Annotated in this window: 17 protein-coding genes; 10 read left to right on the forward strand and 7 right to left on the reverse strand. The window is 69.6% G+C overall.

Annotation, left to right across the window (positions count from 1 at the left end):
• Positions 1-152 precede the first annotated feature (152 nt).
• Positions 153-1,613 carry an amidase gene (locus tag WMF12_RS11815; RefSeq protein ID WP_437870798.1) on the reverse strand — a complete coding sequence of 487 codons (1,461 nt, stop codon included), beginning with the start codon at positions 1,611-1,613 and terminating at the stop codon, positions 153-155.
• Positions 1,614-2,230: 617 nt separating this feature from the next.
• On the opposite strand from WMF12_RS11815, the gene WMF12_RS11820 reads away from it, so the two are divergent.
• Together WMF12_RS11820 and WMF12_RS11825 are read left to right on the forward strand one after the other, a co-directional pair.
• Positions 2,231-2,884, forward strand: coding sequence for an MEDS domain-containing protein (locus tag WMF12_RS11820; protein WP_437870799.1), 654 nt, complete (start codon positions 2,231-2,233; stop codon positions 2,882-2,884).
• A 40-nt stretch (positions 2,885-2,924) separates the two neighbouring features.
• Complete coding sequence (locus WMF12_RS11825; protein ID WP_437870800.1) at positions 2,925-3,878, forward strand: MBL fold metallo-hydrolase; 954 nt, start codon at positions 2,925-2,927, stop codon at positions 3,876-3,878.
• A gap of 2 nt (positions 3,879-3,880) precedes the next feature.
• Here WMF12_RS11825 and WMF12_RS11830 read toward each other — a convergent pair whose 3' ends face one another.
• On the reverse strand, positions 3,881-4,441 hold the full coding sequence (locus tag WMF12_RS11830) for a pyridoxamine 5'-phosphate oxidase family protein (protein WP_437870801.1): 561 nt from the start codon (positions 4,439-4,441) through the stop codon (positions 3,881-3,883).
• A 698-nt stretch (positions 4,442-5,139) separates the two neighbouring features.
• Positions 5,140-5,784, reverse strand: coding sequence for a TetR/AcrR family transcriptional regulator (locus WMF12_RS11835; RefSeq protein WP_437870802.1), 645 nt, complete (start codon positions 5,782-5,784; stop codon positions 5,140-5,142).
• A gap of 87 nt (positions 5,785-5,871) precedes the next feature.
• Here WMF12_RS11835 and WMF12_RS11840 point away from each other — a divergent pair, with 87 nt between their 5' ends.
• Complete coding sequence (locus WMF12_RS11840; protein ID WP_437870803.1) at positions 5,872-7,380, forward strand: FAD-dependent oxidoreductase; 1,509 nt, start codon at positions 5,872-5,874, stop codon at positions 7,378-7,380.
• Between the two features lie 123 nt (positions 7,381-7,503).
• Here WMF12_RS11840 and WMF12_RS11845 read toward each other — a convergent pair whose 3' ends face one another.
• Positions 7,504-8,154 (reverse strand): cupin domain-containing protein, encoded by a 651-nt coding sequence (locus tag WMF12_RS11845; RefSeq protein ID WP_437870804.1) that lies wholly within the window; start codon positions 8,152-8,154, stop codon positions 7,504-7,506.
• A 652-nt stretch (positions 8,155-8,806) separates the two neighbouring features.
• Here WMF12_RS11845 and WMF12_RS11850 point away from each other — a divergent pair.
• Complete coding sequence (locus WMF12_RS11850; protein WP_437870805.1) at positions 8,807-9,637, forward strand: hypothetical protein; 831 nt, start codon at positions 8,807-8,809, stop codon at positions 9,635-9,637.
• Between the two features lie 63 nt (positions 9,638-9,700).
• On the opposite strand, the gene WMF12_RS11855 is transcribed toward WMF12_RS11850, so the two are convergent.
• Positions 9,701-10,660, reverse strand: coding sequence for a LysR family transcriptional regulator (locus WMF12_RS11855; RefSeq protein WP_437745709.1), 960 nt, complete (start codon positions 10,658-10,660; stop codon positions 9,701-9,703).
• Between WMF12_RS11855 and WMF12_RS11860 the strand changes: the two genes are divergently transcribed.
• The 6 genes from WMF12_RS11860 to ribB all read left to right on the forward strand — a co-directional run bounded on the left by WMF12_RS11860 (position 10,659) and on the right by ribB (position 17,374).
• Positions 10,659-11,654, forward strand: a complete 996-nt coding sequence (locus WMF12_RS11860; RefSeq protein WP_437870806.1) for a DMT family transporter — start codon at positions 10,659-10,661, stop codon at positions 11,652-11,654. The two genes, WMF12_RS11855 and WMF12_RS11860, sit on opposite strands and share 2 nt — an antisense overlap.
• Complete coding sequence (locus WMF12_RS11865) at positions 11,651-12,625, forward strand: quinone oxidoreductase family protein (RefSeq protein ID WP_437870807.1); 975 nt, start codon at positions 11,651-11,653, stop codon at positions 12,623-12,625. The genes WMF12_RS11860 and WMF12_RS11865 overlap by 4 nt, the downstream gene beginning before the upstream one ends.
• 101 nt (positions 12,626-12,726) lie before the next feature.
• A complete protein-coding gene (locus tag WMF12_RS11870) occupies positions 12,727-13,968 on the forward strand; it encodes a methyltransferase (RefSeq protein ID WP_437870808.1) in 1,242 nt (413 codons plus the stop codon).
• 130 nt (positions 13,969-14,098) lie between these two features.
• Positions 14,099-15,166: an ABC transporter substrate-binding protein gene (locus WMF12_RS11875; protein ID WP_437870809.1), complete on the forward strand. Its 1,068-nt coding sequence runs from the start codon at positions 14,099-14,101 to the stop codon at positions 15,164-15,166.
• An 88-nt stretch (positions 15,167-15,254) separates the two neighbouring features.
• On the forward strand, positions 15,255-16,193 hold the full coding sequence (locus tag WMF12_RS11880) for an aldo/keto reductase (protein WP_437870810.1): 939 nt from the start codon (positions 15,255-15,257) through the stop codon (positions 16,191-16,193).
• Positions 16,194-16,207: 14 nt separating this feature from the next.
• Entirely contained in the window at positions 16,208-17,374 is a 1,167-nt protein-coding gene (ribB, locus tag WMF12_RS11885; protein ID WP_437870811.1) for a 3,4-dihydroxy-2-butanone-4-phosphate synthase, read from the forward strand.
• Positions 17,375-17,443: 69 nt separating this feature from the next.
• Here the strand turns inward: ribB and WMF12_RS11890 are convergent, their stop codons facing one another.
• The gene (locus WMF12_RS11890) at positions 17,444-18,604 is read right to left on the reverse strand and encodes a PAS domain-containing protein (protein WP_437870812.1); all 1,161 of its coding nucleotides are present in this window, start codon (positions 18,602-18,604) and stop codon (positions 17,444-17,446) included.
• Positions 18,605-18,784: 180 nt separating this feature from the next.
• Entirely contained in the window at positions 18,785-23,953 is a 5,169-nt protein-coding gene (locus tag WMF12_RS11895; protein ID WP_437870813.1) for an AAA family ATPase, read from the reverse strand.
• Positions 23,954-24,218: the final 265 nt, after the last annotated feature.

A 24,218-nucleotide genomic window follows, 5' to 3' on the forward strand; every position in this document is an offset into this window, starting at 1 on the left:
GCCGGCTGGAGGCATTGCTGAAGCGTACCGGCTAGCTTCGCATGGCACCGACGGGCGCCTCGCGCCCGCGGCCCGTACCGGCCGGGTGAGCGAGTGCGTTGCGCCACGGTGCGGACTGCCACACGCATCAGGTCGCGGCCTCGCGCGACCGCTCAGCTCGCGCGGAGCGGCGGTGCTCGCAGCGGGGCGCTCTCTCGCTCGAGCGCGAGGGCGGCGCGCAGCACCAGCGCTTCCTCGAAGTGGCGCCCCACGATCTGCAGCCCGAGCGGCAGGCCAGCGCTGGTGAGGCCCATCGGCACGCTGATCGCCGGCTGGCGCGTCAGGCTGAAGGGCGCGGCGAAGGAGGCGGGGAGCGCGCCGCCGTCGATCAGGGGCGCGGCCCCGGCCGACGTCGGCGTCACCAGCAGATCGAAGCGGCGGTGGAACGCGGCCATCGCCAGGGCCAGCTCCGCGCGCTGCCGCTCCGCCTCGAGGTACGCCACGGCGCTCAGCGCCTCTCCCTGGGCTGCCGCGCTCTGGACCGCCGGATCGAGCAGCGCGCGCTGCTCCGGTCCGAGCTCCCGCACCGTGTGCGCGGCGCGCGCCGCGAACAGCGTCCGCAGCACGCCCCCCGGGTCGTCGAACGGCGGCGCCACCTCCTCCACCTCGGCGCCGAGCCGCTGGAGGAGGGCGACCGCCGCGTCGAAGCAAACCCGCGTCTCCGCCGGCAGAGCGACGTACCCCAGCGTGGCGCTCACGCCGACCCGCACGCGGCGCAGGAAGCGTACGTCGGACGGGTCGAGCGCGCCGGACGGGTCGAGCGTGCCGGACGCGTCGAGCGCGTCGGGGGCGTCGACCGCGACGAGCGCGCCCAGGTACAGCGCGTCCTCGCGCGGCGGCGGGGCCCGGAACGGATCGCGGTCGTCAGGACCGGAGAGGACCGAGAGGAGCACCGCCGCGTCACCGACGGTGCGCGCGATCGGCCCCACGTGCGGGGGCACCCCCACCACGCTCGCCGGGTGCGCGGGCACCCGACCGAAGGTCGGCTTGCACCCCACCACCCCGGAGAACGCGCTCGGCACGCGGATCGAGCCGCCGCCATCCGTACCGACGGCGAGCGGCCCGAAGCCGGCAGCGACCGCCGTGACGGCGCCGGCGCTGCTGCCGCCCGGCGTGCGCCGCGGGTCCCACGCGTTGCGCGTGATCCCCGTCAGCGGGCTGTCGCCGAGGCCCTTCAGGCCGAACTCGGACGTCGTCGTCTTCCCGAAGAGCACCGCCCCGTGCTCCCGCAGCCGGGCGACGGCGGGCGCGTCCTCCGTCCAGGGGCCGGCCGCGTCCACGGTGCGCGAGCCCCGCCGGGTCGGCCAGCCGCGCGTGAGCAGGAGGTCCTTCACCGAGACAGGCACCCCGTCCAGGCGCCCCACCGGCTCGCCTCGATCCCAGCGCGCCTCGGACGCCCGCGCGGCCTCGAGGGCCCGCTCCTCGTCGAGGAGCGCGAACGCGTTGAGCGGGGCTCCGTGGCGCTCCACATGGGCAAGGACGGCGCGGAGCGCCTCGACGGGGGAAGCGCTCCGGGATCGATAGAGCGCGAGGAGCTCGACGGCGGTGGCCTGCACGAGCGAGGTGGGCGGCATGCGTCCATTATAACGGATGGTGTGTCCTTTGCAACGGATGGCGGATGTGGCGGATCTAGCGGATGCGACGGACATGCGCGTTCGCCTCGGTGTCCCCGCCATGGTCGTTGTCGTGTGGAGGGGTCGTGCATCACAGCCGACTGCGACGCCGGGCACAGCTCGAGCTCAGCCGCGACTACGCGGTCGCATCCACGAAAGCACAGAGGCTTGCGCTCCGGGGGCCGGCGAGGCCCTGCCCGCCAAGGGGCACACGGGAGCATGGGCGCGTTCGTGGGCTTTTTCCTCTCGAGCGCTGGCGCGCTGTTCATGATCGCCTGCGCTTTTGAATCCATCAGCTCGGGGCAGGCCCCACGCGCGTAGGTGTCCCGAGCTCGTGCAAAATCCGTTTTGACCGACTTCCCCTGGACGCTCGCGCCCATCGAGTAACTCGCTTCACGGCGTTGTCCCCCGACGAGCTCGCTTCTTTCACTCGCTTCTTTCATGAACCCGGTCAGCTCGGATCGTCGCCAGGCGGACACAGCGTCAATCCAGGGACGAACTTCGGGAATGACGCTGTACCAGGATGGGTCGACGCGGACGCGACGAGGTGGTAGACGTGCGAGCTTCAGGAGTGCACCATGGCGCCGACACGTACGCGAAAAGTGAGCCTCTGCGGCAAGGAGCTGCATGGCCTGCAGCACATCTGCGCGTTCTTCGATTCGCGCAAGGAGATGTACGACGTCCTCAATCCGTACTTCCGGGAAGGAATCGATATCGGCGAAGAGGTGGTGACCATCTTCGAGTCGAGCGCGCATGACGACCATGTGGATCGGATGCAAAAGGGCGGCGTGCCCGTGCAGGATGCGATTCAGCGTGGCCAGCTCAAGGTCGTGCCTTCCGAGCAGACGTACCTCCAGGACAACGTGTTCGTCGCGGACCGCATGTACTCGACCCTCGAGGGCGTGCTCGAGGGCGCGGCCGAAGGCGAGTTCAAGTCCGTTCGCACCTGCGGCGACATGGAATGGGCGCTGAAGAACCTGCCGGGCACCGAGGACCTGATGGTCTACGAAGCAAAGGTGAACACGCTGGCGCCCAAGCACGACTGCACGCTTCTTTGCTGCTACGACGTCAATCGCTTCAGCGGCCGGGTGATCGCCGATGTGCTCGCCACGCACTCGCACGTGATCATCGGCGGCCACGTGCACGAGAATCCGTACTACCTCGACCCGGTGACGTTCCTGAGGAAGCTCGCGTTGCGGCGGGCGCCTGTGTCTCTCGCGAACGCGGGCTGACCCTCTCCGCCGCCTCGCTCCTCGTGGTATACCGCCGGGTGTGGGACGCTTCGATCATCTCGCCACCACGCCCGCGCGCGGCGCGGCCGACGTCCTCAAGTGGAAGCTCGGCGCCCGCGAGAAGGCCGTCGCCGACGGCTTCGTCACGCCGCACCGCGCGTACGACCGCTCGCTCGTCGAGAGCGGCCGCGCCTCGCTCACGTGGATTGGCCACGCGTCGTTCCTGCTCGTGCTGGGCGGCCTGCGCATCCTGATCGATCCCATCCTCGCGACAGGCCTCGGCACCACGAAGCGGCTCGCCCCGGCGGGCATCCCGCTCGAGGACCTCACCGAGATCGATCTGGTGCTGATCACGCACAACCACCGCGATCACCTCGACACGCGGACGCTGTCGCGCATCCTCGCGGCGCACGCCATGCACCCGGGCAAGCTCGGCAAGAAGAACGCGCCGCTCCGGCCCCGCTTCGTGGTGCCGCAGGGCAACGGCGCGCTCCTCGCGAAGCTGGGCGCGGGCGCGATCGACGAGCTCGCGTGGTGGCAGTCTGTCCACGTCGGCCAGGTCGAGATCACGCTCGTGCCCGCGCGGCACTGGTCGATGCGCATGCCCTGGGACAGGAACGAGGCGCTCTGGGGCGGCTTCGTGATCCGCGGCCCCGAGGGCGCCGCGTACCACTCGGGCGACACCGGCTTCTTCGACGGCTTCGCCGAGATCGGCGAGCGCAGCGGCGGCTCCATCGACTGGGCCATGTTGCCCATCGGCGCCTACGCCCCGCGCTGGTTCATGGAGCCGCAGCACATGGGCCCGGAAGAGGCCGTGCAGGCCTCCGAGCTGCTCGGCGCGCGCACCTTCGTCGCGATGCACTGGGGCACGTACAAGCTCACCGACGAGCCGATCGGCGAGCCGCCGGTCCGCGCGCGCGAGGCCTTCCTGAAGGGCCGTGGCGACCTGGAGCGCCTCTGGATCCTCGACGTCGGCGAGACCCGCGGGCTCTGAGATCACTCACCTCCTGACGGCGGGGGCAGGCCCGGCAGGCCGTCGATGCTCGTCGTGTTCTTCTCCAGCCGATAGCGCGAGAGGCCCTCCGGCCCCTTGCGCTCCGCCCATTTCGACAGCGTGTCCCGCTCGCCCTCGTAGGCCATTCGCGGCACGGCGTACCCGCACGACGTGGCGATGCGCTCGAGCGCGACGCGGATCACCGATCGGACGCCCTGGAACGGCGGGAAGAGGTCCGCCAGCGCGCCGAAGCGCGGGTCGCCGGGAAAGATGGGCTCGCCGCGGCCCTGGAGGCGCAGGATGCGGGGTGGGCCGTCGAACGCGCAGAACATCAGCGTGATGCGGCCGTTGTCGCGCAGGTGCGCGATGGTCTCGACGCCGCTGCCGGTCAGGTCGAGGTAGGCCACGGTCCGCGGGTCGAGCACGCGGAAGGTGTCGTGCCCCTTCGGCGACAGGTTGACGTGCCCGCCGCTGCCCGAGGGGGCGGAGGCCACGAAGAAGAGGCGCTGCTCGGCCAGGAAGCCGATGAGGTCGTCGTCCAGCTCGGAGAAGGTTCGTCCCATGGATCCTCGTGGGCGGCGGACTGCCGCGTCGCGCGGTGTTGTAGGGGCGGCGCGGCAGTGAGGGGAGGGGAGGTACTCGATCCGGATGGATCGCCGGGATAACGTCGAACGGTCGAGCGATCTCTTCCAGGTGGCCGTCATACCCCCACATGGGCGGATCGCGGAAGCCCGCTCTGCGTCGGAGCCAGATTCGATGAAGAATATCATGTTGAACACGAGAGCCGCGGCGATGCTGGCAGCGATCATCGGAGTCGGCACCATCGGTGCAGGCTGCGAGCAGCGCGCCGGCGAAGATCCGGAACATGAGGCGTTTTATGCGTCGAGCTGTGGTGTCGTCCTGGCAGACGCGCAGGCCTGGCCCGACTTCATCGCGCTCGACGGCGCCAACGTCTATTGGCTGAACTCCTCCAATGGCGGGGTCATGTCCTCGCTGACAAGGTGGCGCCGATCGCGGGGCTGGCGGTCGACGACGCCAGCGTCTACTGGACGGACCAGAGAGAACCCTATGCGATCCCGTCCTCCTGGAAAAAACGACGCCATATCAATAATTTATCTATGCGTCGAAGGGACCGCCTTCACTTCACGGCCTGCGGGTGTTCACCAGCGCATCGACAAGCTGACCAAGAGCCGTACGAGCGAGAGCAGCGTCCTCGACGAGCTCCACGCGCCGCGCTTTCGTGGACCAGTCCACCGGTACGTCATCGACGCCGAACGCGACGTGCTGCATTGCCTTCGCGCGCTCCAAAGCCCTGTACGAGGGGCAGGAAGAGCTCGTCCACGATGGACTGGATGCGTGCGGGCTTCAGCGGCTTGAGATCCATGAGCAGGTCGTGCCGCACGAGGTCGTACGGCAGGGCGAGCACGGCGGAGGGAATGCGCTCGAGGTTGACCTCACCGCGGTCGTGGGCGCGCTGGTAGAGGACGCGGACACGCGGCTTCTGGGTGCCCATGACCTTGTCGCGCACCTGCGAGGGGGTCAGGCCGGTGGCGGCCAGCAACCCCGAGAAGGCGGCGGCTGCGGCGATGGCGAAGAAGCCGGCAAGGGCGTCGCTCAGGGCCGTCAGGTGGGCGAGCAGGTCGCTGCGCAGGGCGCCGGTGTCGGGGACCGCGACCGGGCTTACGTCGCGGCGGTGCTGGATGGCGGCGAAGACCAGCTCGTCCTTGTTCGCCCAACGACGGTACAGGACCGCGATCCCCGTGCGAGCGCGCGCGGCGACCGATTCCATGGTCAGGTTCGCGAAGCCGACCTGGACCAGCTCCTCCCAGGTCGCGTCGAGCAGATCGGCCTCGAGCTGCTCGCCGCGTCGCCTGCGGCGGACTTGCCTTCGCGTTCCTGTCGTCATGGACCTGACAGATTAGATAGATTTTCATTTCTTATCAACGCCGCGGATGATAAGAGATGAATCGCTCTCTTCAACCGGAGGCCGACGATGACGGATCCCGAGCCGTGCGCAGTGCTGATCGTCGGCGCCGGCCCGACCGGGCTGACGCTGGCCTGCGAGCTCGCCCGCAGCGGCGTGTCCTTCCGCCTGATCGAGGCCGCCCCCGGCCCGCGGCCCGGCTCGCGCGGCAAGGGCATCCAGCCGCGCACGCTCGAGGTCTTCGACGATCTCGGCATCGTCGATCGCGTGATCGCCCACGGCCGGATGGCGATGCCGATCCTCTCCACGGCTCCCGACGGCCGGGTGACGCTGGGCGGCGCCATCCCCGAGGCGTTGAAGGGTCGCTCCGATATCCCCTATCCGGCGAGCCTGATCACGCCCCAGTGGCGCACCGAGGAAGCGCTGCGGCTGCGGCTTTTGGAGCTCGGCGGCGCGGTCGAGTTCGGTGCTGCGCTCGCGAGCTTCGAGCAGTCCGACGAAGGGGTGTCGGCGGTGGTCGTCAAGGGTGGTGAGGCGGAGACGGTCGCCGCGCGCTGGCTGGTCGGCTGCGACGGCGGCCACAGCATCGTCCGCAAGCAAGCCGGCATCGCGTTCGAGGGCGAGACCCGCGAGGAAGTGCGGATGATCGTCGCCGACGTCGACGTCGACGGCCTCGACCGCGACGCCTGGCGCATCTGGTGGCATGAGGAGGGCGTCCTCAGCCTCTGCCCGCTGCCCTCGACCGACGTCTTCCAATATCACGCCTTCGTCGCGCCGCGACAGGACCCCGAGCTCAGCCTCGCGAACATGTCGGCGATCCTCGAGCGGCGGAGCGGCCGCACCGACCTCCGGCTCCACGAGCCGACGTGGTCGTCTCTGTGGCGCGCGAACGTCCGCCTCGTCGACCGATATCGAGAGGGTCGCGTGTTCCTCGCCGGCGACGCGGCGCACATCCACTCGCCCGCCGGCGGCCAGGGAATGAACACAGGCATCCAGGACGCGCACAACCTCGGCTGGAAGCTGGCGGCGGTCGCGAAGGGCGCCTCGCCGGCATTGCTCGACAGCTACGAGGCCGAGCGGCGACCGATCGCAGCCGGTGTGCTCGCGCTCTCGAACACGCGCCTCCAGCAGGTGCTCGAGCGGAAGGACGTCGCCATCCGCCGCGATGCGAGCACCATCCAGCTCGACATCCACTACCGCGGCTCTTCCCTGGCGCGCGACGACCGCGACGAGACTGCCCTGCTCCGCGCCGGCGACCGCGCCCCCGATGCGACGGAGCTGACCACGGTGGAAGGTGAACGCCGGCTGTTCGAGCTGACGCGCGGCGGGCGCTTCACGTTGCTGAGCTTCGGGCCCGCGCCTGCGATCGGCGCCTCAGCCTCCGACCTGAGGACGCTCCATGTCGTCGGACAGCCGACGGGCCCCGACGACATCGCCGACACCGCTGGGCATCTCGCCCACGCCTACGGCGCGACGGAGCGCACCCTCGTGCTCATCCGTCCCGACGGCTACATCGCGCTGATCTCCGACGCCGGCGACGCGTCGGCAGTCTCGGAGCATCTCGCCGCGTTCAGCTGAGCGTTGCGACGGCGGGTCTGCAACGGGCGCGACAGAGAAGCGCAAGTCCGATGAGAGCGAGCGGGAAATTGCTTCCACCGGTGGAACAGCTCCCGCCACAGCCGACGTCGCTCGCGCTCCAGGTCACGGGACGACCAGTACTGGAGCGCCCTTGCGAACCACGTAAGATATGACGAACTTGAGCGGCTTCGTAGCGCTCGTGTTCTTGAACCTCACGTGGGACACGTTCGGCAAGTCCCGAAAGCTCTGCCCTTCGCGGACCTCGATGGTCTTGCCGCCCTCGAAGGTGGATTCGAAGCTGCCGCTCACTACGTACCCGACGCCAGCCGCCGGGTGGTGGTGCGGCGGCGCCGCGACGGCGGGCGCATACTCGATGAGGTACATCCGCGTCTCCCACCCGGGAAGATCCTGCAAATCCGACTGATCGAGCAGCGTGCGCGAGATTCCCTGGGCAGTTTTCGGCTCCTGGGCGCGCTCCGCGCTTCCTGCGGAGCTTGGCGCGGTTGTCGCCGGAGCTTGCGCGTTCGGGTGCGTTTCCGCTGCAGGCGAGGCAAGTTGGTTGGCGTTGGCCGCCGGCACTGGAGCCGCGCTGCCCTCGGTCTCCTGCGTTCGAGCGATCGGCGTCGCCTCTGGCCCGTTCAGCGGGAGCTTCGAGTCAGCGGACACAGGCGCCGGGGACGGTTGCGTCGCACAAGCGCTCACCAGAAACAGCAACAACGCCGCACCGCCGAACAACGTCGAGGGAAACTTGCAATCGAGCACGCTCTTTTCCATGGCACTCCTCTTCTAAGTCGAACCGTCCGGGGCGAGCTCAGAGCTGCGTGGCGATCGCGGCAACTGCCGCCGCCGAACGCCTCTTCACCGCGCACTTCCTGACAGAGCCCTCACGCATCTCCCCATCAGGAGAGGTTCTTGGAACGCTCCCTACATAACTACATTTGTAGTTCACGGCTTGCCCCTTGTCAACGATCCGGAGCAGAGGGACACGGCCCGGTCAGGGGCAGCCTCTCGGAGAGGGCCAGCAGTCAAGCCGGTTGCAACCAATCACCGGCTGGCTGACGCCTTTGATGCGAGCGCGTCGCATGCTTGGGCGTGGCCGCTCCGCGGAGCGCGTTCCGAGGCGTCCTTGTCGGAGACAGCCGAGTGCGTAGAGTCGCCTTGCGATGGCGAAGCGACGGAGGTCACCGCTCCTCGAAGGCGCGATCCCCGAGAAAGCGAGCCCACGCGAGCGGCGAGCTCGACGTTCGGTCCAGGCTTGCTCACCGCTCCGGTGCCACCGGCAGCTGGAGCAGGCGACATGTCGTCTCGTGAACGAGCCGGGCCGCTAGCTCATCCCCGAGGGCGACTGTCCCGGGAGATCTGACGGATCGCGACGGTTCGCTGCCGCGATTTCGTCTTTGGCCGACATCGTACTAGCCTTGCCCGCGTGGATCCGTCCGACCCCGTGGCCCCGTATCTACCGACCCTCGGGCGCGCCCGCGCCGAAGGCCTCGCGCTGCCGCCCGGCGCGCCGGTCGAGGAGCGCCGCGTGGCAGCGCTGGTGGTGCTCGCGTTCCTCGTGCGCCGCGAAGGCTGGACCGAGGTCGTCGATCTCAGCCCGAAGGACGCGCTGCAGATCGCGACGGATGAGCCGCCGCTCCCCGACGCCCTCGAGTTCGAGGCCCGCGCTCACCGGCGCTTGGCCGAGCATCTCGGCCCCCGGCCCTGCACCGCGTGCGCCGGCGCCAGCGCGAGCCCCGTCGTCTGCGCGTCCTGCATGGGCGAAGGCCACCTGCGGCGGGTGCGCATCCGCCACGTGCAGGACCGCCCGTTCGAGGTGCGCGAGCTCTACGCGCCACGCGATCTGTCCTTCGTGCCGGCGCTGTTCGCGTTCGAGAGCGCCCTGAAGCGCGCGCTGGGCGCAGCGGATCCTCCCGAGACCCTGCGCTGCCTCGACCTCCGCCCCCGGGCGGTGCGCACAGCCTACCGAGGCGGCGGCGACCGGATGGTCGAGCCGGATTTTCATGGCCACCAGTTTGCCGGCACGATCGAGAGCGCAGTGGCCACCCTCGACGCGTTCGCCGCGGGCGGCCGGATCGTGGCGCAGGAGGTGCGCGCCTACGCGTGGCCGCTGCTCTGGCTGCGTTACAGCCCCGGCGAGCCCGCGCGCGAGGTGGTCGTCTTCCCCGAGCTCACCGGCGCGCTCCAGGCCTTCTCGGGAGCGAACCCCGCCGAGCTCGAGAGCTCGTCCTCCGGCTCGAGGAGGAGCAGATCTTGAAGTCGCCGCCGGCGGAGGAGACCGCGCGGGATCCGCGCAGGCGACGATTCGTTCGGTCTTCTTTCACTCACGCGCCGGGCGAGCCCGCGGACGCCCCGCAGGTTTCCGGCCCGGAGCGCGTGGGTGGTGGGCGACCAGCGTCTCGACGAAGGCCGAGAGCGCTGGTTCGGCTTCTCCGACCCGGGTCGCGATCTGCCACTCGAGGGCGAGCCCGCGCTTGCCGAGCCGCACCGCCCCGAGCGCGCCGCTCGCCGCGAGCGGCGTCGCTGCCCAGCGGGGGACGAGGGCCAGCCCGAGGTTCGCGCGCGCCATCTCCACGGCGACGCCCGAGGCCGGCGGCACCGGGGTGAGCTTCCTCGGCCCGGCCACCCCCGCGAGGGCCAGCGCACGGCCGAGGACCGTCCGCGGATCGAGCGCTCGCGCATCCGACCACAGGTGCTCGTGCGCCAGCGCCTCGAGCGGAACCCAGGCTCGACCGAAGAGGGGGTGCTCCGAGCCCACGAGCGCCACGAGCTCGTCGCGGAAGAGGCGCCGGTAAGCGAGCCCGCGCGCTCGCGGCGTGTCGCCGGTCACGAGCGCGACGTCGAGCTTGCGCGCGAGCAGCGCCTCGCTGGGAGCGTCGGCCGAATCCGCGACGACGGTGACCTCCACGTCGGGAAAGCGCTCGGTGAACGCGCGGAGGACTCCCGGCAGCCACGCATACGACTGGTGGCACGACGTCGCCAGGCGCAGCACGCCCGTCGTCCCGCTCATGAGCCGTCGCGCTTCGCTCTCGGCGCGCGACAGATCGGCGAGCGCCGCGCGCGCCGCGTCGGTCAGGCGCCGTCCAGCGGCGGTGGCGACGAGGCGCCGCCACTGCCGCAGAAAGAGCGGACCACCCAGGCGATCCTCGAGCTCGCGCAGCTGCTGGCTCAGCGCGGACGGCGAGACGTGGAGCTTGCGCGAGGCGGCGTGCAGGCTGCCCGCCGCGTCCAGCGCGACGAGCAAGAGGAGGTGGCGGCTCTCGACGGCGAGCTCGGTCATGCGTGAAGCATCGCTTAACAATGAGGTCAAAACAAGTCGCTGGTCTAATCCGATGGCCATCGCCAAGCTCGCTTCCGTGAGCTCGATGAGGGAGCATGAAACCATCAAGGGCCTCGTCGCCGTCATCGCGGCGGCGTCTGCCTGGGGCACCGTCCCGCTGTTCGTGAAGCACGCGGAGCGCTCCGCGGCGCTGTCGCCGTTCTTCGAGAGCTTTGCGCTGATGGCGGGCATGACGCTGGCGTCGGCGCCGCTCGCGCTCGGCGCGCGACGAAGCGGACGCTTGCCGGTGCGGGCGCTCCTCGCGGTCGGCGCCTGCGAGGCCTTGAACGTCGCCTGCCTGTTGCTCGCCTTGCGGAGCACGAGCGTCGCGGTCGCGATGACCGCGCACCACCTGGCGCCGATCCTGGTCGCCCTCGCGGCGGGGGCGCTGCTCGGCGAGCGCCTGCGGGGGCGGGTCCTCTGGGCTTCGAGCGCGAGCTTGCTCGGGCTCGCGCTGATGCTGAGCCCCTGGTCCTCCGCGCCGTCGCTCAGCGGCGGGCTCTTCGGGCTCGCGAGCGCGGTGTTCCTCGCGTCCAACGTGCTGCTCAGCAAGCGCCTGACGCGCGATCTCTCGGGCGCCGAGCTCCTGTTCTTCCGCTCGCTGTTCGCGCTGCCCTTGCTGGCGCTGCTCTCTCCGCGAAGCACCTGGACGAGCCCGGACGTCGCGTCGGCGCTCTGGCTGGTCGTCGCCGGCGCGGGACCGGGCGTGCTCGGGGGGCTCTTGTTTCTGTGGGGCCTGTCGCGCGTCAGCGCGGGCAGGGCCGCGACGCTCACCCTGCTCGAGCCGCTCGTCGCGATCGCGCTCTCGCTCGCGCTGCTCGGTGAACGACCGACGGGCGCCGCGCTCGCGGGCGGGCTCTTGATCCTCGCCTCTGCCGCCGCCGTGCTGCTCGAACCGCCCGCGCCGCCGGCGCAAAACACCGAAATCGTCGCCGACCGGGAGATCCGATCATGAAAGCGATTCGACTCGTGCGCTTCGGCGCCCCCCACGTGCTCGAGCTCCACGATCTCGCGGTGCCGACGCCTTCTTCCGGCGAGGTGCTCGTTCGAGTTCGCTTCGCAGGGGTGAATTTCGCGGACGTCACGTTACGACGCGCGGCGCACCCCTGGCCAGACCCGCCGCCGCTGACCCCAGGCTTCGAAGCGTCCGGCGTCGTCGCTGCCGTGGGGGAGGGCGTGACAGAGACGCGACCCGGCGAGCGCGTGGCCACGCTGCACTTCGGCCTGGGGGCCTACGCAGAGGTTCAGCTGGTCCCGGCGTCGCAGGTGATCCCGCTGCCCGCGGACGTGAGCTTCGAGAGCGCGACGGCCTTGATGCTCCAGGGCCTGACCGCCCACGTCTTGACGTTCGAAAATCCCAGGTTCGCTGCGGGGCAGGTGGCTTTGATCCACGCCGCGGCGGGCGGCATGGGGCGGCTGCTCACTCAATGGCTCAAGCGCCGCGGCGCTACCGTGATAGGCACGGTGTCGACGCCCGAGAAGGCGAGGCTCGCGGCCGCGGCGGGCGCGGACCACGTGATCGATTACCGGGCGCGCGACTTCGCAGAGGAGACCTTGCGGCTCACGCAGGGCAGGGGCGCTGACTACATCATCGACGGCGTGGGCTCGGCGACCTTCGAGAGAAACCTGGAGGCGGTCGCGCCGCGCGGCCACATCGCCTTCTACGGTTTCGCGAGCGGAGCACCGGACGCGCTCGATCTCCGGCGCTTGATGGCGAAGTCGGTCAGCGTGAGCGGCGAGAACGTCGCTGGGTATGTGAGAACGCGCGAAGAGCTCTCGCGCCGGGCGAGCGCGGTCTTCGACGCCCACCGCGAAGGCACCCTCATGCCGCGGATCGAGCGCATCCTGCCGCTCGCGCGGGCGGCCGAAGCACACGAGCTCCTCGAGAGCCGCGCCACGGCCGGCAAGGTGCTGCTCGAGATCTGAGCCAAGCTCAGGCCGTCGGGCTCGCCGCCAGGCCACGCGTCCGAGGCGCCTTCCTGGCGCGGCGCGGATCCGGTAGTCCTCGCCCCGCCTCCGGCTCTCGCATGCCCCCGTCGACCACGCCTCCCTCCGTCGCCCAGCGCCTCGCGCGCGCCCTCGAGGTGCTCGTGCCGGCGCTCGACATCGTCGAGGCCCGCGTCGACGAGGGGCCGCCGCCGGCCTGGTGCGAGGCGCGGGGCTGGACGGGCTTCCTCCTGTCGCTCTCCGATGCCGAGCTCGCCCGCTGCGAGGCCGAGGGGCTCGCAGCGTGCATCGACGGCCTCGATCGCCCGCCCCCGAGCCTCGTGGCCCTGGCGCGGGCCGCGGACGAGGCCGCGAGGCTGCCGCGGCGACCGGTCCAGCCGCTCCCGCCGGCGTCGCTGGACGAGCTCCGGGCGGTGCCCGCGCGCAAGCGGCTCCAGCTGGAAGCCCTGCTCGGCGCGGTGGCGCCCATGGCCGCCCGCGCCCGCCGCCTCGTCGACGTGGGGGCGGGGCACGGCCACTTCACCCGCCTTGCCGCTGCGCGCTTCGACCGCGATGCGGTCGGCCTGGAGCGCGAGCCCGACCGCGTGGCCACGGCCTCCGCGCTGGCCGCCGGGGGGCGGGCGCGCTTCGTGGCGTTCGACGCCTTCGAGCAGGCGCTGGCGTTCGCTCCGGACGACCTGCCGGTCGGACTCCACGCCTGCGGCGAGCTCGGGGACCGCATGGTGACGGCGGCGGTCGAGGCGCCCTGCGACCTGGCGCTCGTCTCGTGCTGCCTGCAGAAGATCGGCGCGCCGGCCCGCGTTCCTCTCTCGGCCGCGGCCAGGGCGGCGGGGCTCGTCCTGAAGCGCGAGGCGCTGGGGCTCACCAACCTGACGGCGCGCCCGGCGGGGGTCGAGGCCAGCCTGGACGAGGAGCTTCTGGCCCGCGAGCGGCGGCACGCGCTGCTGTCGCTGCTCCGCGGCCGCGGGCTCGACGTCGCCCTGGGCGAGGAGATGCGCGGGATCAACCGGCGGCGCGCGCACGGCGGGCTGCGCGAGCTCGCGGCGAGGGCGCTCGCGCTGCGGGGCCTCGGCCCGGCGACCGAGGCCGAGCTCCGCGAGCGCGAGGTCGCGGCGCGCGCGGCGTTCGGCCAGATGCGCCGGCTCACGCTGCCGCGCGCGCTCCTGGCCCGGCTCACGGAGGTCGCGGTCGCGCTGGATCGCGCGATGGTCCTCGGCGAGCGAGGGCACGAGGTCGAGGCGGCGATCGTGTTCGAGCCCGAGGTGACGCCGAGGAACGTCGCGATCTTCGCGAGCGCCCGGCCGGGAGGGCTCGGCGGCTGACGCGGCCCCGCGGTGGGCCGCTCGCCAGCAGCCCTGCGGATCGGGTGCTTCCCTGGCAACAGCGCCGCTTGGCAGACCCTTGATTCCAAGGGTTTCATGGAATGGCACGCACGGTGCACATCACGGCGCCATGCAAAGACGTCAGTTCTTGGGAGGCGCCGCTGCAGCGGTGTCGGCAGCGCTTCTGGCAGGCAGGGCCCGGGCCGCCGGGCCCAGCGTGATCCGCGTCGGGGTGCCCGGTGTCGGCGTGGGCAATCGCCCCGTCACCGGAGGAAGCTTCTTCTCCCTCTTGCACCTCCAGGGGACCCTGGCCGAGGAGTTCAAGAAGGACGGCATCGAGGTGAAGTGGAACTTCTTCCGCGGCGCCGGCCCCGCCGTGAACGAGGCGGTCGCGAACAACCTGCTCGACATCTGGACCCACGGTCACCTGCCTTCCGTCGTCGGTCGGGCGAGCGGCCTCAAGACGCGGCTCCTGGCCAGCGCCAGCCGGCGCGGACACGCCTACCTCGTGGTGCCCGCCGACTCGCCGATCACCGGCGTCCGGGATCTGCGCGGCAAGAAGGTGGCCTTCCAGAAGGGCACGGCCTCGCAGCTGTCCGCGAACCGGATCCTCGAGGGCCACGGGCTGAGCGAGAAGGACATCCGGTCCATCAGCATGGATGCCTCCACCGCGAAGGCGGCGATCGCCACGAAGGACATCGACGCGGTGTTCGGCGGCACGGACTACCTCTCGCTGCGCGACCAGGGGATCGCGAAGATCGTCTACACGACGAAGGGGGATTCCCCGACCTACCCGAGCAATTCAGGCATCATCGCGCGGGAGGACTTCATCAACGAATACCCCGACGTCGTGCAGAAGATCATCACGCTCGCGGTGAAATCAGCGGCGTGGGTCGCGGACGAGAAGAACCGCACGCAGGCGTTCCAGCTGTGGTCGAAGTCGGGCACGCCCTTCGCGAACTACAAGGAAGCGCAGCAGGGCGAGGACATGAAGCAGAACGCCAGCCCGCTGCTCGACGAGTACGCCATCGCCCGGTACAAGTCGGCGGTCGCCGACTCGAAGAAGTACGGCCTGATCAGGAGCACGTTCGAGGTCGAGCCCTGGACCGATCGGCGCTTCCTCAACCGGGCGCTGAAGGACGCCGGACTCGAGCGCTTCTGGGCCGAGTGGGACGCGAACGGCAAGCCGAAGGGCTGACGGCCTGGGGGCGCGGGCCGCGTGGTGCGGCCCGCCCCGCCGGCGCCGGCGACTCGCTGGATCCCACCACGCTGCAAGGAATGACCTGATGGAGAAGAGGCGGATTGGATCGCTCGAGGTGTCCGTCGTGGGCCTCGGCTGCAACAACTTCGGCGGTCGAATCGACGAGCAGAGGACGGCGGCGGTCGTCGGCGCGGCGCTCGACGCCGGCATCAACTTCTTCGACACGGCGGACGTCTACGGCGGCACGCGGAGCGAGGAGCTGCTCGGCAAGGCCCTCGGCAGCCGACGGAGCTCGGTGATCATCGCGACCAAGTTCGGCGTCCCGCTCGACGACGAGCGCAGGGGCGGCGCGCGGCCGGCGTACATCCAGCGCGCCGTGGAGGACAGCCTGCGCCGGCTGGGCACCGACTGGATCGATCTCTACCAGCTGCACCGCCCCGATGCCGAGACGCCGATCGAGGAGACGCTGGAGGCGCTCGACGCGCTGGTGCGCGCCGGCAAGGTGCGCGAGATCGGCAGCTCCAATTTCTCGGCCGCGCAGATCCGCGGCGCCGAGGAGGCCACCCGCCCGGGGAAGGCGCGCTTCGTGAGCGTCCAGAACGAGTACAGCCTGCTCCAGCGCGAGCCCGAGCGGGAGGTGCTCTCGGACAGCAAGCGCCTCGGGATCGCCTTTCTGCCCTATTTCCCGCTGGCGAGCGGGCTGCTCTCCGGCAAGTACCGGCCCGACGGCCCGGCGCCCATCGGCGCCCGGCTCTCGTCGCAGGACACGGCGCTCTCCGCGCGCTTCCTGACCGAGCGGAACCGGCAGACCGCGGCGGCGCTCGACGCCTACGCGGCGTCCCGGGGCCACAGGCTGCTGGAGCTGGCCTTCTCGTGGCTCGCCAGCCGGCCTGCGGTGGCCTCCGTGATCGCCGGCGCGACGTCGCCGGAGCAGGTGCGCGCGAACGCCGCCGCCGTGGGCTTCCGGCTGACCGGGGCCGATCTGGAAGAGATCGATCGACTGGCGCCGCTCCCGGCCCGCTGAGCGAAGAGGAATCCATGGCCGTTTCGACATCCACGTTGCGTGTTCAGGCTGCCGTCGAGCAGCTCCGGTCCGGTGGCATGGTGATCCTCGTCGACGACGAGGCGCGCGAGGACGAGGGAGATCTCGTCGTCCTGGCAGAACATGCGACGCCGGCCGCCATCAATTTCATGGCGACCCACGGCCGGGGCCTGATCTGCCTCGCCCTCACCGAAGACCAGGTGGACCGCCTCGGGCTGCCGCTCATGGCGACCCGGCCCGGCGCGCGCCGGTCGACGGCGTTCACGGTGAGCATCGAGGCGCGCGAGGGCGTCACGACCGGCATCAGCGCCCGCGACCGGGCGCGCACCGTCGCGGCCGCGATCGCGCGGGACGCGTCGCCGCGAGACGTTGTGTCGCCAGGGCACGTGTTCCCGCTGCGGGCGCGCCGAGACGGGGTGTTCGAGCGCGAGGGGCACACCGAGGGCGCGGTCGACCTGGCGCGGCTCGCCGGGGCGCTGCCGGCCGCCGTCATCTGCGAGATCCTGAATGACGACGGGACGATGGCGCGCCGCCGGGACCTCGCGCGCTTCGCGGCGCGACAGGGGCTGCCGCTCGTCTCCATCGACGACCTCCTCCGCCACCGGGTGCGGAGCGAGGACGTCGCCGCGCGCGTCCGGAGCGCCCCGTTCCGGCCCGCAGGCCTGAGCGGCGAGTGGCGGGCGCACACGTACACGATACGTCGCGAGAGGCAGCTGCTCCTCCTGACGCACGGCGCGCCGGCGCATGCCGGTGACACCGCCATCGTGTACACCCACCGCGCGGCGCTCGTCTCGGACCTCCTCGGCGACGCCCATCTGTTCGACGCCCTGCGAGACATCGAGGCTGCCGGCGCCGGCGCGGTGGTCTATGTGCCCCCGCCGGCCGAGCCGACAGCCACGGGAGCCGACGTCACCATGGGGCTCGAGCTCGCCGTGGCCGCGCGCGAGCTCGTGGCGCTCGGGGTTCGCCAGGCGACGCTCCTCGACTCGAGGGCGCCCTGGCCCGACGGGCCGAAGAAGGAGATCGACCTCGAGACGGGCGAGCCTGTGACGCAGGTGGGGGGCCGCGGCGCGCTTCTGCCGCGGCGCGGGCGGACGGCGGACGGCCTCTCGGGGTCCCCGCCCTGCAGAGCTGACGCGAGCGCGCCGCTGGCTCGAGCGTAGCTATGGAGTGAGGTTGCATCCTCGAACGCAAGGCACTGACCCGCCCGCTTGGCGCGCCCTGGCACGACATCATCGCTGCTGCGGCGTGCTCGCCGCATGCTCCTTGTTCATCCCCCGGATGCAGTGCTGGAGCGCCGCCCGGAGGTTCCCGAAGGTGGCAATGTCGGCCAGATCGAGCCCGAGCGACACGATGGTCTGTGCGACGTTCGACCGGATGCCCGTGACGATGCCCTCCGCGCCCAGGAGCCGGATGGCACGGACGAGCTCGATCAGGTAGCTCGCGGTCTTCGTGTCCACCACCTCGACGCCGGTGAGGTCGAGGATGGCGTAACGCGCGCGGGTACGCGTGATCGCGTCGAGCAGGACGTCCATCACATCCGCGGTCCTCGCGCTGTCCAAAATCCCGACCATGGGCAGGGTGAGCACGCCGTCCCAGACCTGGATGATAGGAGTTGACAGGTCGCGGATGACCTGCTGCTGCCGCTCGATGAGGTCCAGCTGGTTCCGTAACTCCAGCTCCGTGTTCTTTGCGTCGGTGACGTCAAGCGAGAAGCCGACGACCCCGTGCACCTCGCCATGCTCGCCTCGGATCGGTAGCTGCCAGTTCTCCCAGAACAGCCCGTGCGCCTGGGTGACCGAGTGGTTCGGCTCGCCGGCGAGCGCCCGCCGCAGCACTTCAACCCCCTCGACGCTTTCCGCGTAGAGCTCGAACGCGTTCTTGCCGATGTGCTGGCCCTGCGCAAGCCCAGCCCGATCGAGCGCTTTGCCCTCGTGGAGCGTGAAGATGCCGGCGCGATTGACGGCCCAGAGGACACTCGGCAGAGCCTGTGTGATCGTGTGTAGGATCCGCTCCTTCTCCCTGTTAAGGTGGCGCTGTTCGATCTGCTCCGTCACACGTTGCCCGAAGACCCCAACGCTGCTCACCTCGCCGCGCTCGTCGAGGAGGCGCTCGTAACTCCACTCGAAGAGCGCCTCGTCGCCGCCCTTGCGCGCGTGGGCCCACACCCGGGGCGCGGGGTCGTTCTCTCCGAGGAGCCGCCGCCAGGCGTCCGGGTCACCGGGCACGGGTAGCAGCTCATCCATGCGCTGGCCGAGCGCCTCTTCCCGCGCATAGCCGAGCAGCCGTCCAGCCGCTTCGTTCCAGTCCTCGATCGTGAGATCGCAGCCATACTCGACGATCGCGAGCGGCGCCCGCTCAAAGAGGCGCACTCGCTTGCTCGCAAGCTTCACGGCTTCGATGTCTTGCTGCAATCCGGCAGAAACTTGCATACCAACGGAATTGAACCTGAACGTTCTTCATCCGTCGAGAGAATTCGTGGCGCGGCGGCTCCCACTCTGACATGCCATGTCACACCATGTCCCCCAGGCGGAGCGTCGCCCGCGGTCCGCAGTGCCCGCTCGCCTCCCTTCTCACGATGGCTGCTCGAGGCTGATCTCGCCCCCCGGCTCGATGGGCAGCTCGATGGTGAACGTTGTTCCTGAACCTGGCCGGCTGTGAAGATGCACGCGCCCGCCATGCGCTCGTACGATCTCCCGAACAAGGTACAGGCCGAGTCCGAGGCTCTGCGCTTGATGAATCCCCGTCGCGCGCTCAAACGCCTCGAACACGCGCCGCTGGTCGGGCTCAGATATCCCGATCCCCTGATCGAAGACCGAGAGGCGAGCGACGGCCCCATCCGCGTCGGCGACGATCCGAACCGGCTTTCCAGCTCCGTACTTCAGGGCGTTCGTCAGCAGGTTCGTCGCAACCTGCTCGAGCCGCAGCCGATCCCACTGGCCCCAGACAGCGCGTATCGCCTGGACGTGGAGCGCACATCCTGCCAGCGCCGCCTGCTCGCTCAGCCTCCCGACGACGTCCTGCACGAGCGCCGTCAGGTCCACCGGCTCACACGTCAGGACGAGCCGCCCCACCTGGACGCGCGAGAGGTCGAGCAGGCTGTCGATCAACATGTTGAGTCGACCGAGCTGACGCTTGAAGGACGTGAGCGAGGACGACAACCAGGACGAGGATACCGTCTCTTGATGCTTTATCGATCGCGTGAGCGCGTCGAGCTTGAGATGGACGCCTGTCAGCGGTGTCTTCAGCTCGTGGGCGAGGAGCGCCGTGCGCCTCTCCGCGGCCTCTGCCGCCGCCCGCGCCCCTCGCTCCTTGGCGAGCAAGAGCGCGTGCTCGAGCGAGATGGCCGCTTGCGTGGCGAGCAACTCGAGGGCGAGAAGCCGCTCGGGCGTGAACGCGTGCGTGGTGAGGTTGTTTTCGAGGTAAAGCAGGCCGATCACCTCGGCCTGCCGCAAGATTGGAGCGCAGAGGACCGACCTCGGCTTCTGTCGGACGATGTGCTCGTCGTCCGAGAACCTGCCGGCCTTCGTGGCGGCGTCGTCGAGGAGTACCCGCTCCTTGGTGAGCCGCACGTGGTGGAGGAGCGAGGCGGGGACGAGCGCGGAGGAGGACACCGACAAGGAATGCAGAACCTTCGTCACGGTCCCTTGTCGCTCCTCGGTCGCGGCTTCCGCTTCGATCGTCAGGTCGCTACCCCGTACAAGGATGAGGCAGCCCTTCTGGGCACCTCCCTGCTCGAGGACGAGCTCGAGCAGCGTTCGCAAGAGCTTCTCCAGGAGGATCTCGCTCGAGATGGTCTGCGACGCCTTGACGACCGAGAGCAGGTCGAGGTGCTCCGCGCGCGCCGCGAAGGTGGCGGTGGGCGCGAGCAGCCGTTGCTCGAGGAGCTGCGGATAGAGCGTTTCGAGTTGCCTCACCTTGCCGTCCGCCCCCCAGCGCACGTAGCAGGAGCGGGCCTCGCGCAGGTACGTATCGGCGATGCGCTCGAACCCTCGTGCTCGGTAGAACCGAGACGCGAGCTCGCAGGCAAGCGCTTCATTGTGGACGAAGCCGCTGTCGCGCGCCGCGTGGATGGCCTCTTCATAGAGGCGCATGCCGTCGAGGTCCCGGCCCTCGACGCGTGCGACCTCGGCTGATACCATGGCGTAGCGGCTCTGGAAGTTCTCGGGGCAGTTGTCGGCCCAGAGCTTCAGCCTCCGCAGTTGCTCCTCGAGGGTCTGCGCGAATTGCTGCCGCTGCTCGGCAGACGCCTGGGCGTGGAGCGCCGTCAGCGTGAGCGCGTGGTAGAAGTGGTGCGTCGCCTCCATCGCCAGAGACGCCACTTGGTGCTGCATCAGCGCGGCGCTGGCTGCGGACGCCAGCGCTTCGGCATGTCGTCCATAGGTGAACGCCGCGATCTGCTTCATGATATGATAAACGGCGATTCCAAGGCCGAAGCCCGCCTTCTCGAGGATCGCGATGCTGTGCTCCTCGTCGAAGGCGCCGTCGTTGAAGCTCGTGGACGCCTGCGTCGCTCCCTTCAGGCTCACCGCAAACTGCTCTTCAAGCCGGACTACATGGTACACCACATCGTTGTGGGTCTGCCGGGCGAACGCGGTGTACTTCCGCGCGACGTCAATGACGCGATCGAGCGGGTCGCCGTTCTCCAGGAGAAGCCATACCATGTTGTACGTCAAGTAGCCGGCGCAGATGAGATCTCCAACGGTGAGGCAATCGAGGAAGGCCTGGTCCATGAGCGGAAGGCTCGTCGCATAGTGCCTGCGCCAGAAATTGATGACGCCCGCATGGTGGAAGAGCAGCTTCCCCTTTAGCTTGGCTGTGACGCTCTTGAACTTTTCATTCAGCCTGAGCGCCATCTCGGAGAACTGGAACGCGCATGGAATGTCGTCGAGGATTGACACTACCACCATGGAGTAACAACTGTAGACGAAGGAGGACTCTTCGGCGTGTCCGCATCGTAGGGAGACGTTCACTCCCTTGGCGGTGAGCAGGGCCCAGAGCGCCGGTCGCACGGAGTAGATGAGGGGGCTCGATTCGGCGACCAGACCGATGAGCGCCCGCACGCTTTCGTCGGTGGCCACGGGCGCATCGACGAGATCGGCGATGCGACGCCCGCGCAGGTTGATCGGGACCTCTTGGATCTCGGCCTCCACGGCCACCTGGATCTCCTCGTCGGGCTCCGGGAGCGTCACCCCATAGAGCCGCAGCGCCTCGAGCATCACCGTCACGGCGTCGCGGTGTCGTCCGGCCATCTGATAGAGCCGCATGCGCAGCCGGTAGGCCCTGGCCCGGTCGGGGTTCGCGTGTGCGTTCTGAAGGATCAGGTCGACCAGCTCGTCGGCCCGCTGGAAGTCGCCGGCGAGGTACTCGCATTCGGCGAGCTCCAGGTAGAGCGTGAGCGTGTCCTCGTACCGTGTGCGCCAGGCGTCCGGGGGCAGTAGTGTTATCGCCTGGGCCAGATAGCTGCGAGCCGAAGCGAAGGCGACCGAAGCCTTTGCCTTGAGCCCTGCCAGGAGGTTGAGCCGGCGCAGCGCCTCCCTTTCGCGTGGGTCGGTGAGGAGGTGGGCGCCGTGATTGAGCTGGTTCGCGACGTCAAAAGCCCGCTCCTCGACGGCCTCTCTAGGCAGATGAGACACGAGGAGCCGGCCGATCTTGAGATGCACTGCGGCCCGCAGCTCCTCCGGGATGAGCCAGTAGGCCGCCTCCTGGACGCGGTCGTGGAGGAACCTGTACGTGCCTTCCTGGTTGTACGTGCCTTCCTGGTGGAGGACGAGCCCCGCGCCGACGGCTTCCCAGACATCCGCGTGCAGCTCCTCCTCCGAGCGGCCGTACGCTGTCGTCAAGAGGCCGACCTCCGCGGCGTGCCCAAGACAGGCGAGCTGCTTCAGCGCTTCCTGGGTACCAGCAGGGAGCCGCGCGAGCTTGTCGACCATCAGGTCGACTACGTTGTCGGTGAAGCCTTTGGCGCGGATCTTCGGCATGTCCCACCGAAAGGCGCCCGCATGCGAATCGAATTCGATCAGCCGCTCTTCGTGGAGAGCGGTGAGGAACTGGATCGCAAAGAAGGGGTTGCCGGCCGTCTTCTCGTGGACCAGGGCCGACAGCGGCGCGGCGTCTTCATGCCGGCAGTGGAGCATGCCGCTGACGAGCACGGCCAGGTGCTCGCGGGAGAGCGGGCCGAGCGCGATGTCAAGGACGCGCCCGCCCTCCCTCCTCACCTTGTCCAGCGCCCTCATGACCGGGTGCGAGGGGGGCACCTCATTGTCGCGGTAAGCACCGATGACGAGGAGATGGCCCGTTTCGGGGTGCGTCATCAGATCCTCCAGGAGTCCGAGGCTCGCCGAATCGGCCCACTGGAGATCGTCGAGGAAGAGCGCGAGAGGGTGCTCCTTCCGGGCGAACACCCCGATGAAGTTCCGGAAGACGATGCGAAACCGGTTCTGCGCCTCGACCGGCGGCAATTCGGGAGCCGGCGGCTGCCGGCCGATGACGAGAGCGAGCTGCGGGATCAACTCCACGATGAGCTGTCCGTTGACCGTGAGGGCCTCGAGCAACCGCTGCTTCCAGGCCGCGATCCCCCCGGTGTCGGCGAGGATCTCGAGCACGATCTCCTGCAGGGCCTGAGCGAGCGTGGAGTAAGGGATGCCGCGCTTGTACTGATCGAATTTCCCCGAGGCGAACAATCCACGCTTCCGGACGACCGGCTTGTGCAGCTCGTGGACCAGCGTCGACTTGCCGATGCCCGAATAGCCGGATATCAGCACAAGCTCAGGAGATCCGGTGTCCAACACGCGCTCGAAGGCGCGCAGCAGCACCCCGATCTCCTCGTCGCGCCCGTAGAGCTTCTGCGGGATCTGGAGGCGGTCCGACGCGTCCTGCTCGCCCAAGGGGAAAGGCTCGATGCTGCCACGGCAGCTCCATAGCTCGAAGCACCTCTCCAGGTCACAGCGAAGGCCGCGCGCGGTCTGGTAGCGCTCCTCGGGCATCTTCGCGAGGAGCTTGATCACGATGCGCGCGACCGCCTCGGGCACTTCGGGGACCACGTCGGACGGCGCCGCGAACGCGCGAGCGATGTGACCATGGATCCATTCCAGCGGGTCGCGAGCCTGGAATGGGAGCTTTCCCGTGAGCATCTGGTAGAACGTGACACCCAGGGAATACAGATCGCTGCGGCTATCAATCCCCCGGTTCATCCGCCCTGTCTGCTCGGGCGACATGTAAGGGAGGGAGCCCTCGATGAGGCGCGCTGGCTGCGCGGCCTGGTGGTCGCGGGGAAGCCGTGAGGCGAGCCCGAGATCGGCAATCTTCACCTCGCGGGTGGTGGAATTCACGAGGATGTTCGCGGGCTTGAGATCTCTGTGGACCACGCCTCGCTGGTGAATGTCGGAGACGGCCCCTGCGATGCGAACAGCCATCTCGAGGAACCTGCCGATCTCCATCGGCGCCCCGAGCAGTCGATCGAGCGGCTCTGCGCCAGAGTCTTCCATGACGAGGGCGAGCCTCCCCTCGTACATCTCGAGGGCGAGGGGCCTGACGACGGTCCCGACATCCAGCATCTTGCCCGTCTCGTACTCCCTCTTGAGCCGATCGAGGTCCTTCGGCCGGCAGCTTCTTGGGTCGAGCACCTTGAGGACCACCGGATGGCCGTCGGCGTTTCGAACAGCGCGGTACACGGCAGCCCCGCGGCCCTCGGCGACGGTTTCGCCGATCGTATAGGGAAAGGGAGGGGGCGGGCTCGTCATACGGGTGCTTGGTGAGGTAGCCTCGGTAGCATGAGCCCTCCCATGGTGGAGTCTAACACTTTCTGGCATCTACCATGCATGGCGAGCCTTACAGGCCAACACACCCGCTTTCGCCTCCGGCGACGGGCTCGGCCGCGTGCCGTGCCAGAGGCGCAGCCGCTGATCCGCCGCCGCCCAATGTCACTCCTCTCCGGGCCGCCCGCTTCGGTGGGCTACGCGGCGAGACAAGGCACCACCTCCGCAGCCCGCTCGCCGCCGGCAACAT

It is taken from the genome of Sorangium sp. So ce363 (assembly GCF_051520435.1).
In the GTDB taxonomy this organism is placed as follows: Bacteria; Myxococcota_A; Polyangia; order Polyangiales; family Polyangiaceae; genus Sorangium; species Sorangium cellulosum_B.

Excerpts from the sequence above, each read along its gene's own strand:
- WMF12_RS11820 (WP_437870799.1), top strand. The coding sequence starts at position 2,231 with ATGGCGCCGACACGTACGCGAAAAGTGAGCCTCTGCGGCAAGGAGCTG.
- WMF12_RS11880 (WP_437870810.1), top strand. The coding sequence starts at position 15,255 with ATGGAGAAGAGGCGGATTGGATCGCTCGAGGTGTCCGTCGTGGGCCTC.
- ribB (WP_437870811.1), top strand. The coding sequence starts at position 16,208 with ATGGCCGTTTCGACATCCACGTTGCGTGTTCAGGCTGCCGTCGAGCAG.
- WMF12_RS11830 (WP_437870801.1), bottom strand. The coding sequence starts at position 4,441 with ATGGGACGAACCTTCTCCGAGCTGGACGACGACCTCATCGGCTTCCTG.
- WMF12_RS11860 (WP_437870806.1), top strand. The coding sequence starts at position 10,659 with ATGCGTGAAGCATCGCTTAACAATGAGGTCAAAACAAGTCGCTGGTCT.
- WMF12_RS11835 (WP_437870802.1), bottom strand. The coding sequence starts at position 5,784 with ATGACGACAGGAACGCGAAGGCAAGTCCGCCGCAGGCGACGCGGCGAG.
- WMF12_RS11815 (WP_437870798.1), bottom strand. The coding sequence starts at position 1,613 with ATGCCGCCCACCTCGCTCGTGCAGGCCACCGCCGTCGAGCTCCTCGCG.
- WMF12_RS11845 (WP_437870804.1), bottom strand. The coding sequence starts at position 8,154 with ATGGAAAAGAGCGTGCTCGATTGCAAGTTTCCCTCGACGTTGTTCGGC.
- WMF12_RS11870 (WP_437870808.1), top strand. The coding sequence starts at position 12,727 with ATGCCCCCGTCGACCACGCCTCCCTCCGTCGCCCAGCGCCTCGCGCGC.
- WMF12_RS11865 (WP_437870807.1), top strand. The coding sequence starts at position 11,651 with ATGAAAGCGATTCGACTCGTGCGCTTCGGCGCCCCCCACGTGCTCGAG.
- WMF12_RS11895 (WP_437870813.1), bottom strand. The coding sequence starts at position 23,953 with ATGACGAGCCCGCCCCCTCCCTTTCCCTATACGATCGGCGAAACCGTC.
- WMF12_RS11855 (WP_437745709.1), bottom strand. The coding sequence starts at position 10,660 with ATGACCGAGCTCGCCGTCGAGAGCCGCCACCTCCTCTTGCTCGTCGCG.
- WMF12_RS11840 (WP_437870803.1), top strand. The coding sequence starts at position 5,872 with ATGACGGATCCCGAGCCGTGCGCAGTGCTGATCGTCGGCGCCGGCCCG.
- WMF12_RS11875 (WP_437870809.1), top strand. The coding sequence starts at position 14,099 with ATGCAAAGACGTCAGTTCTTGGGAGGCGCCGCTGCAGCGGTGTCGGCA.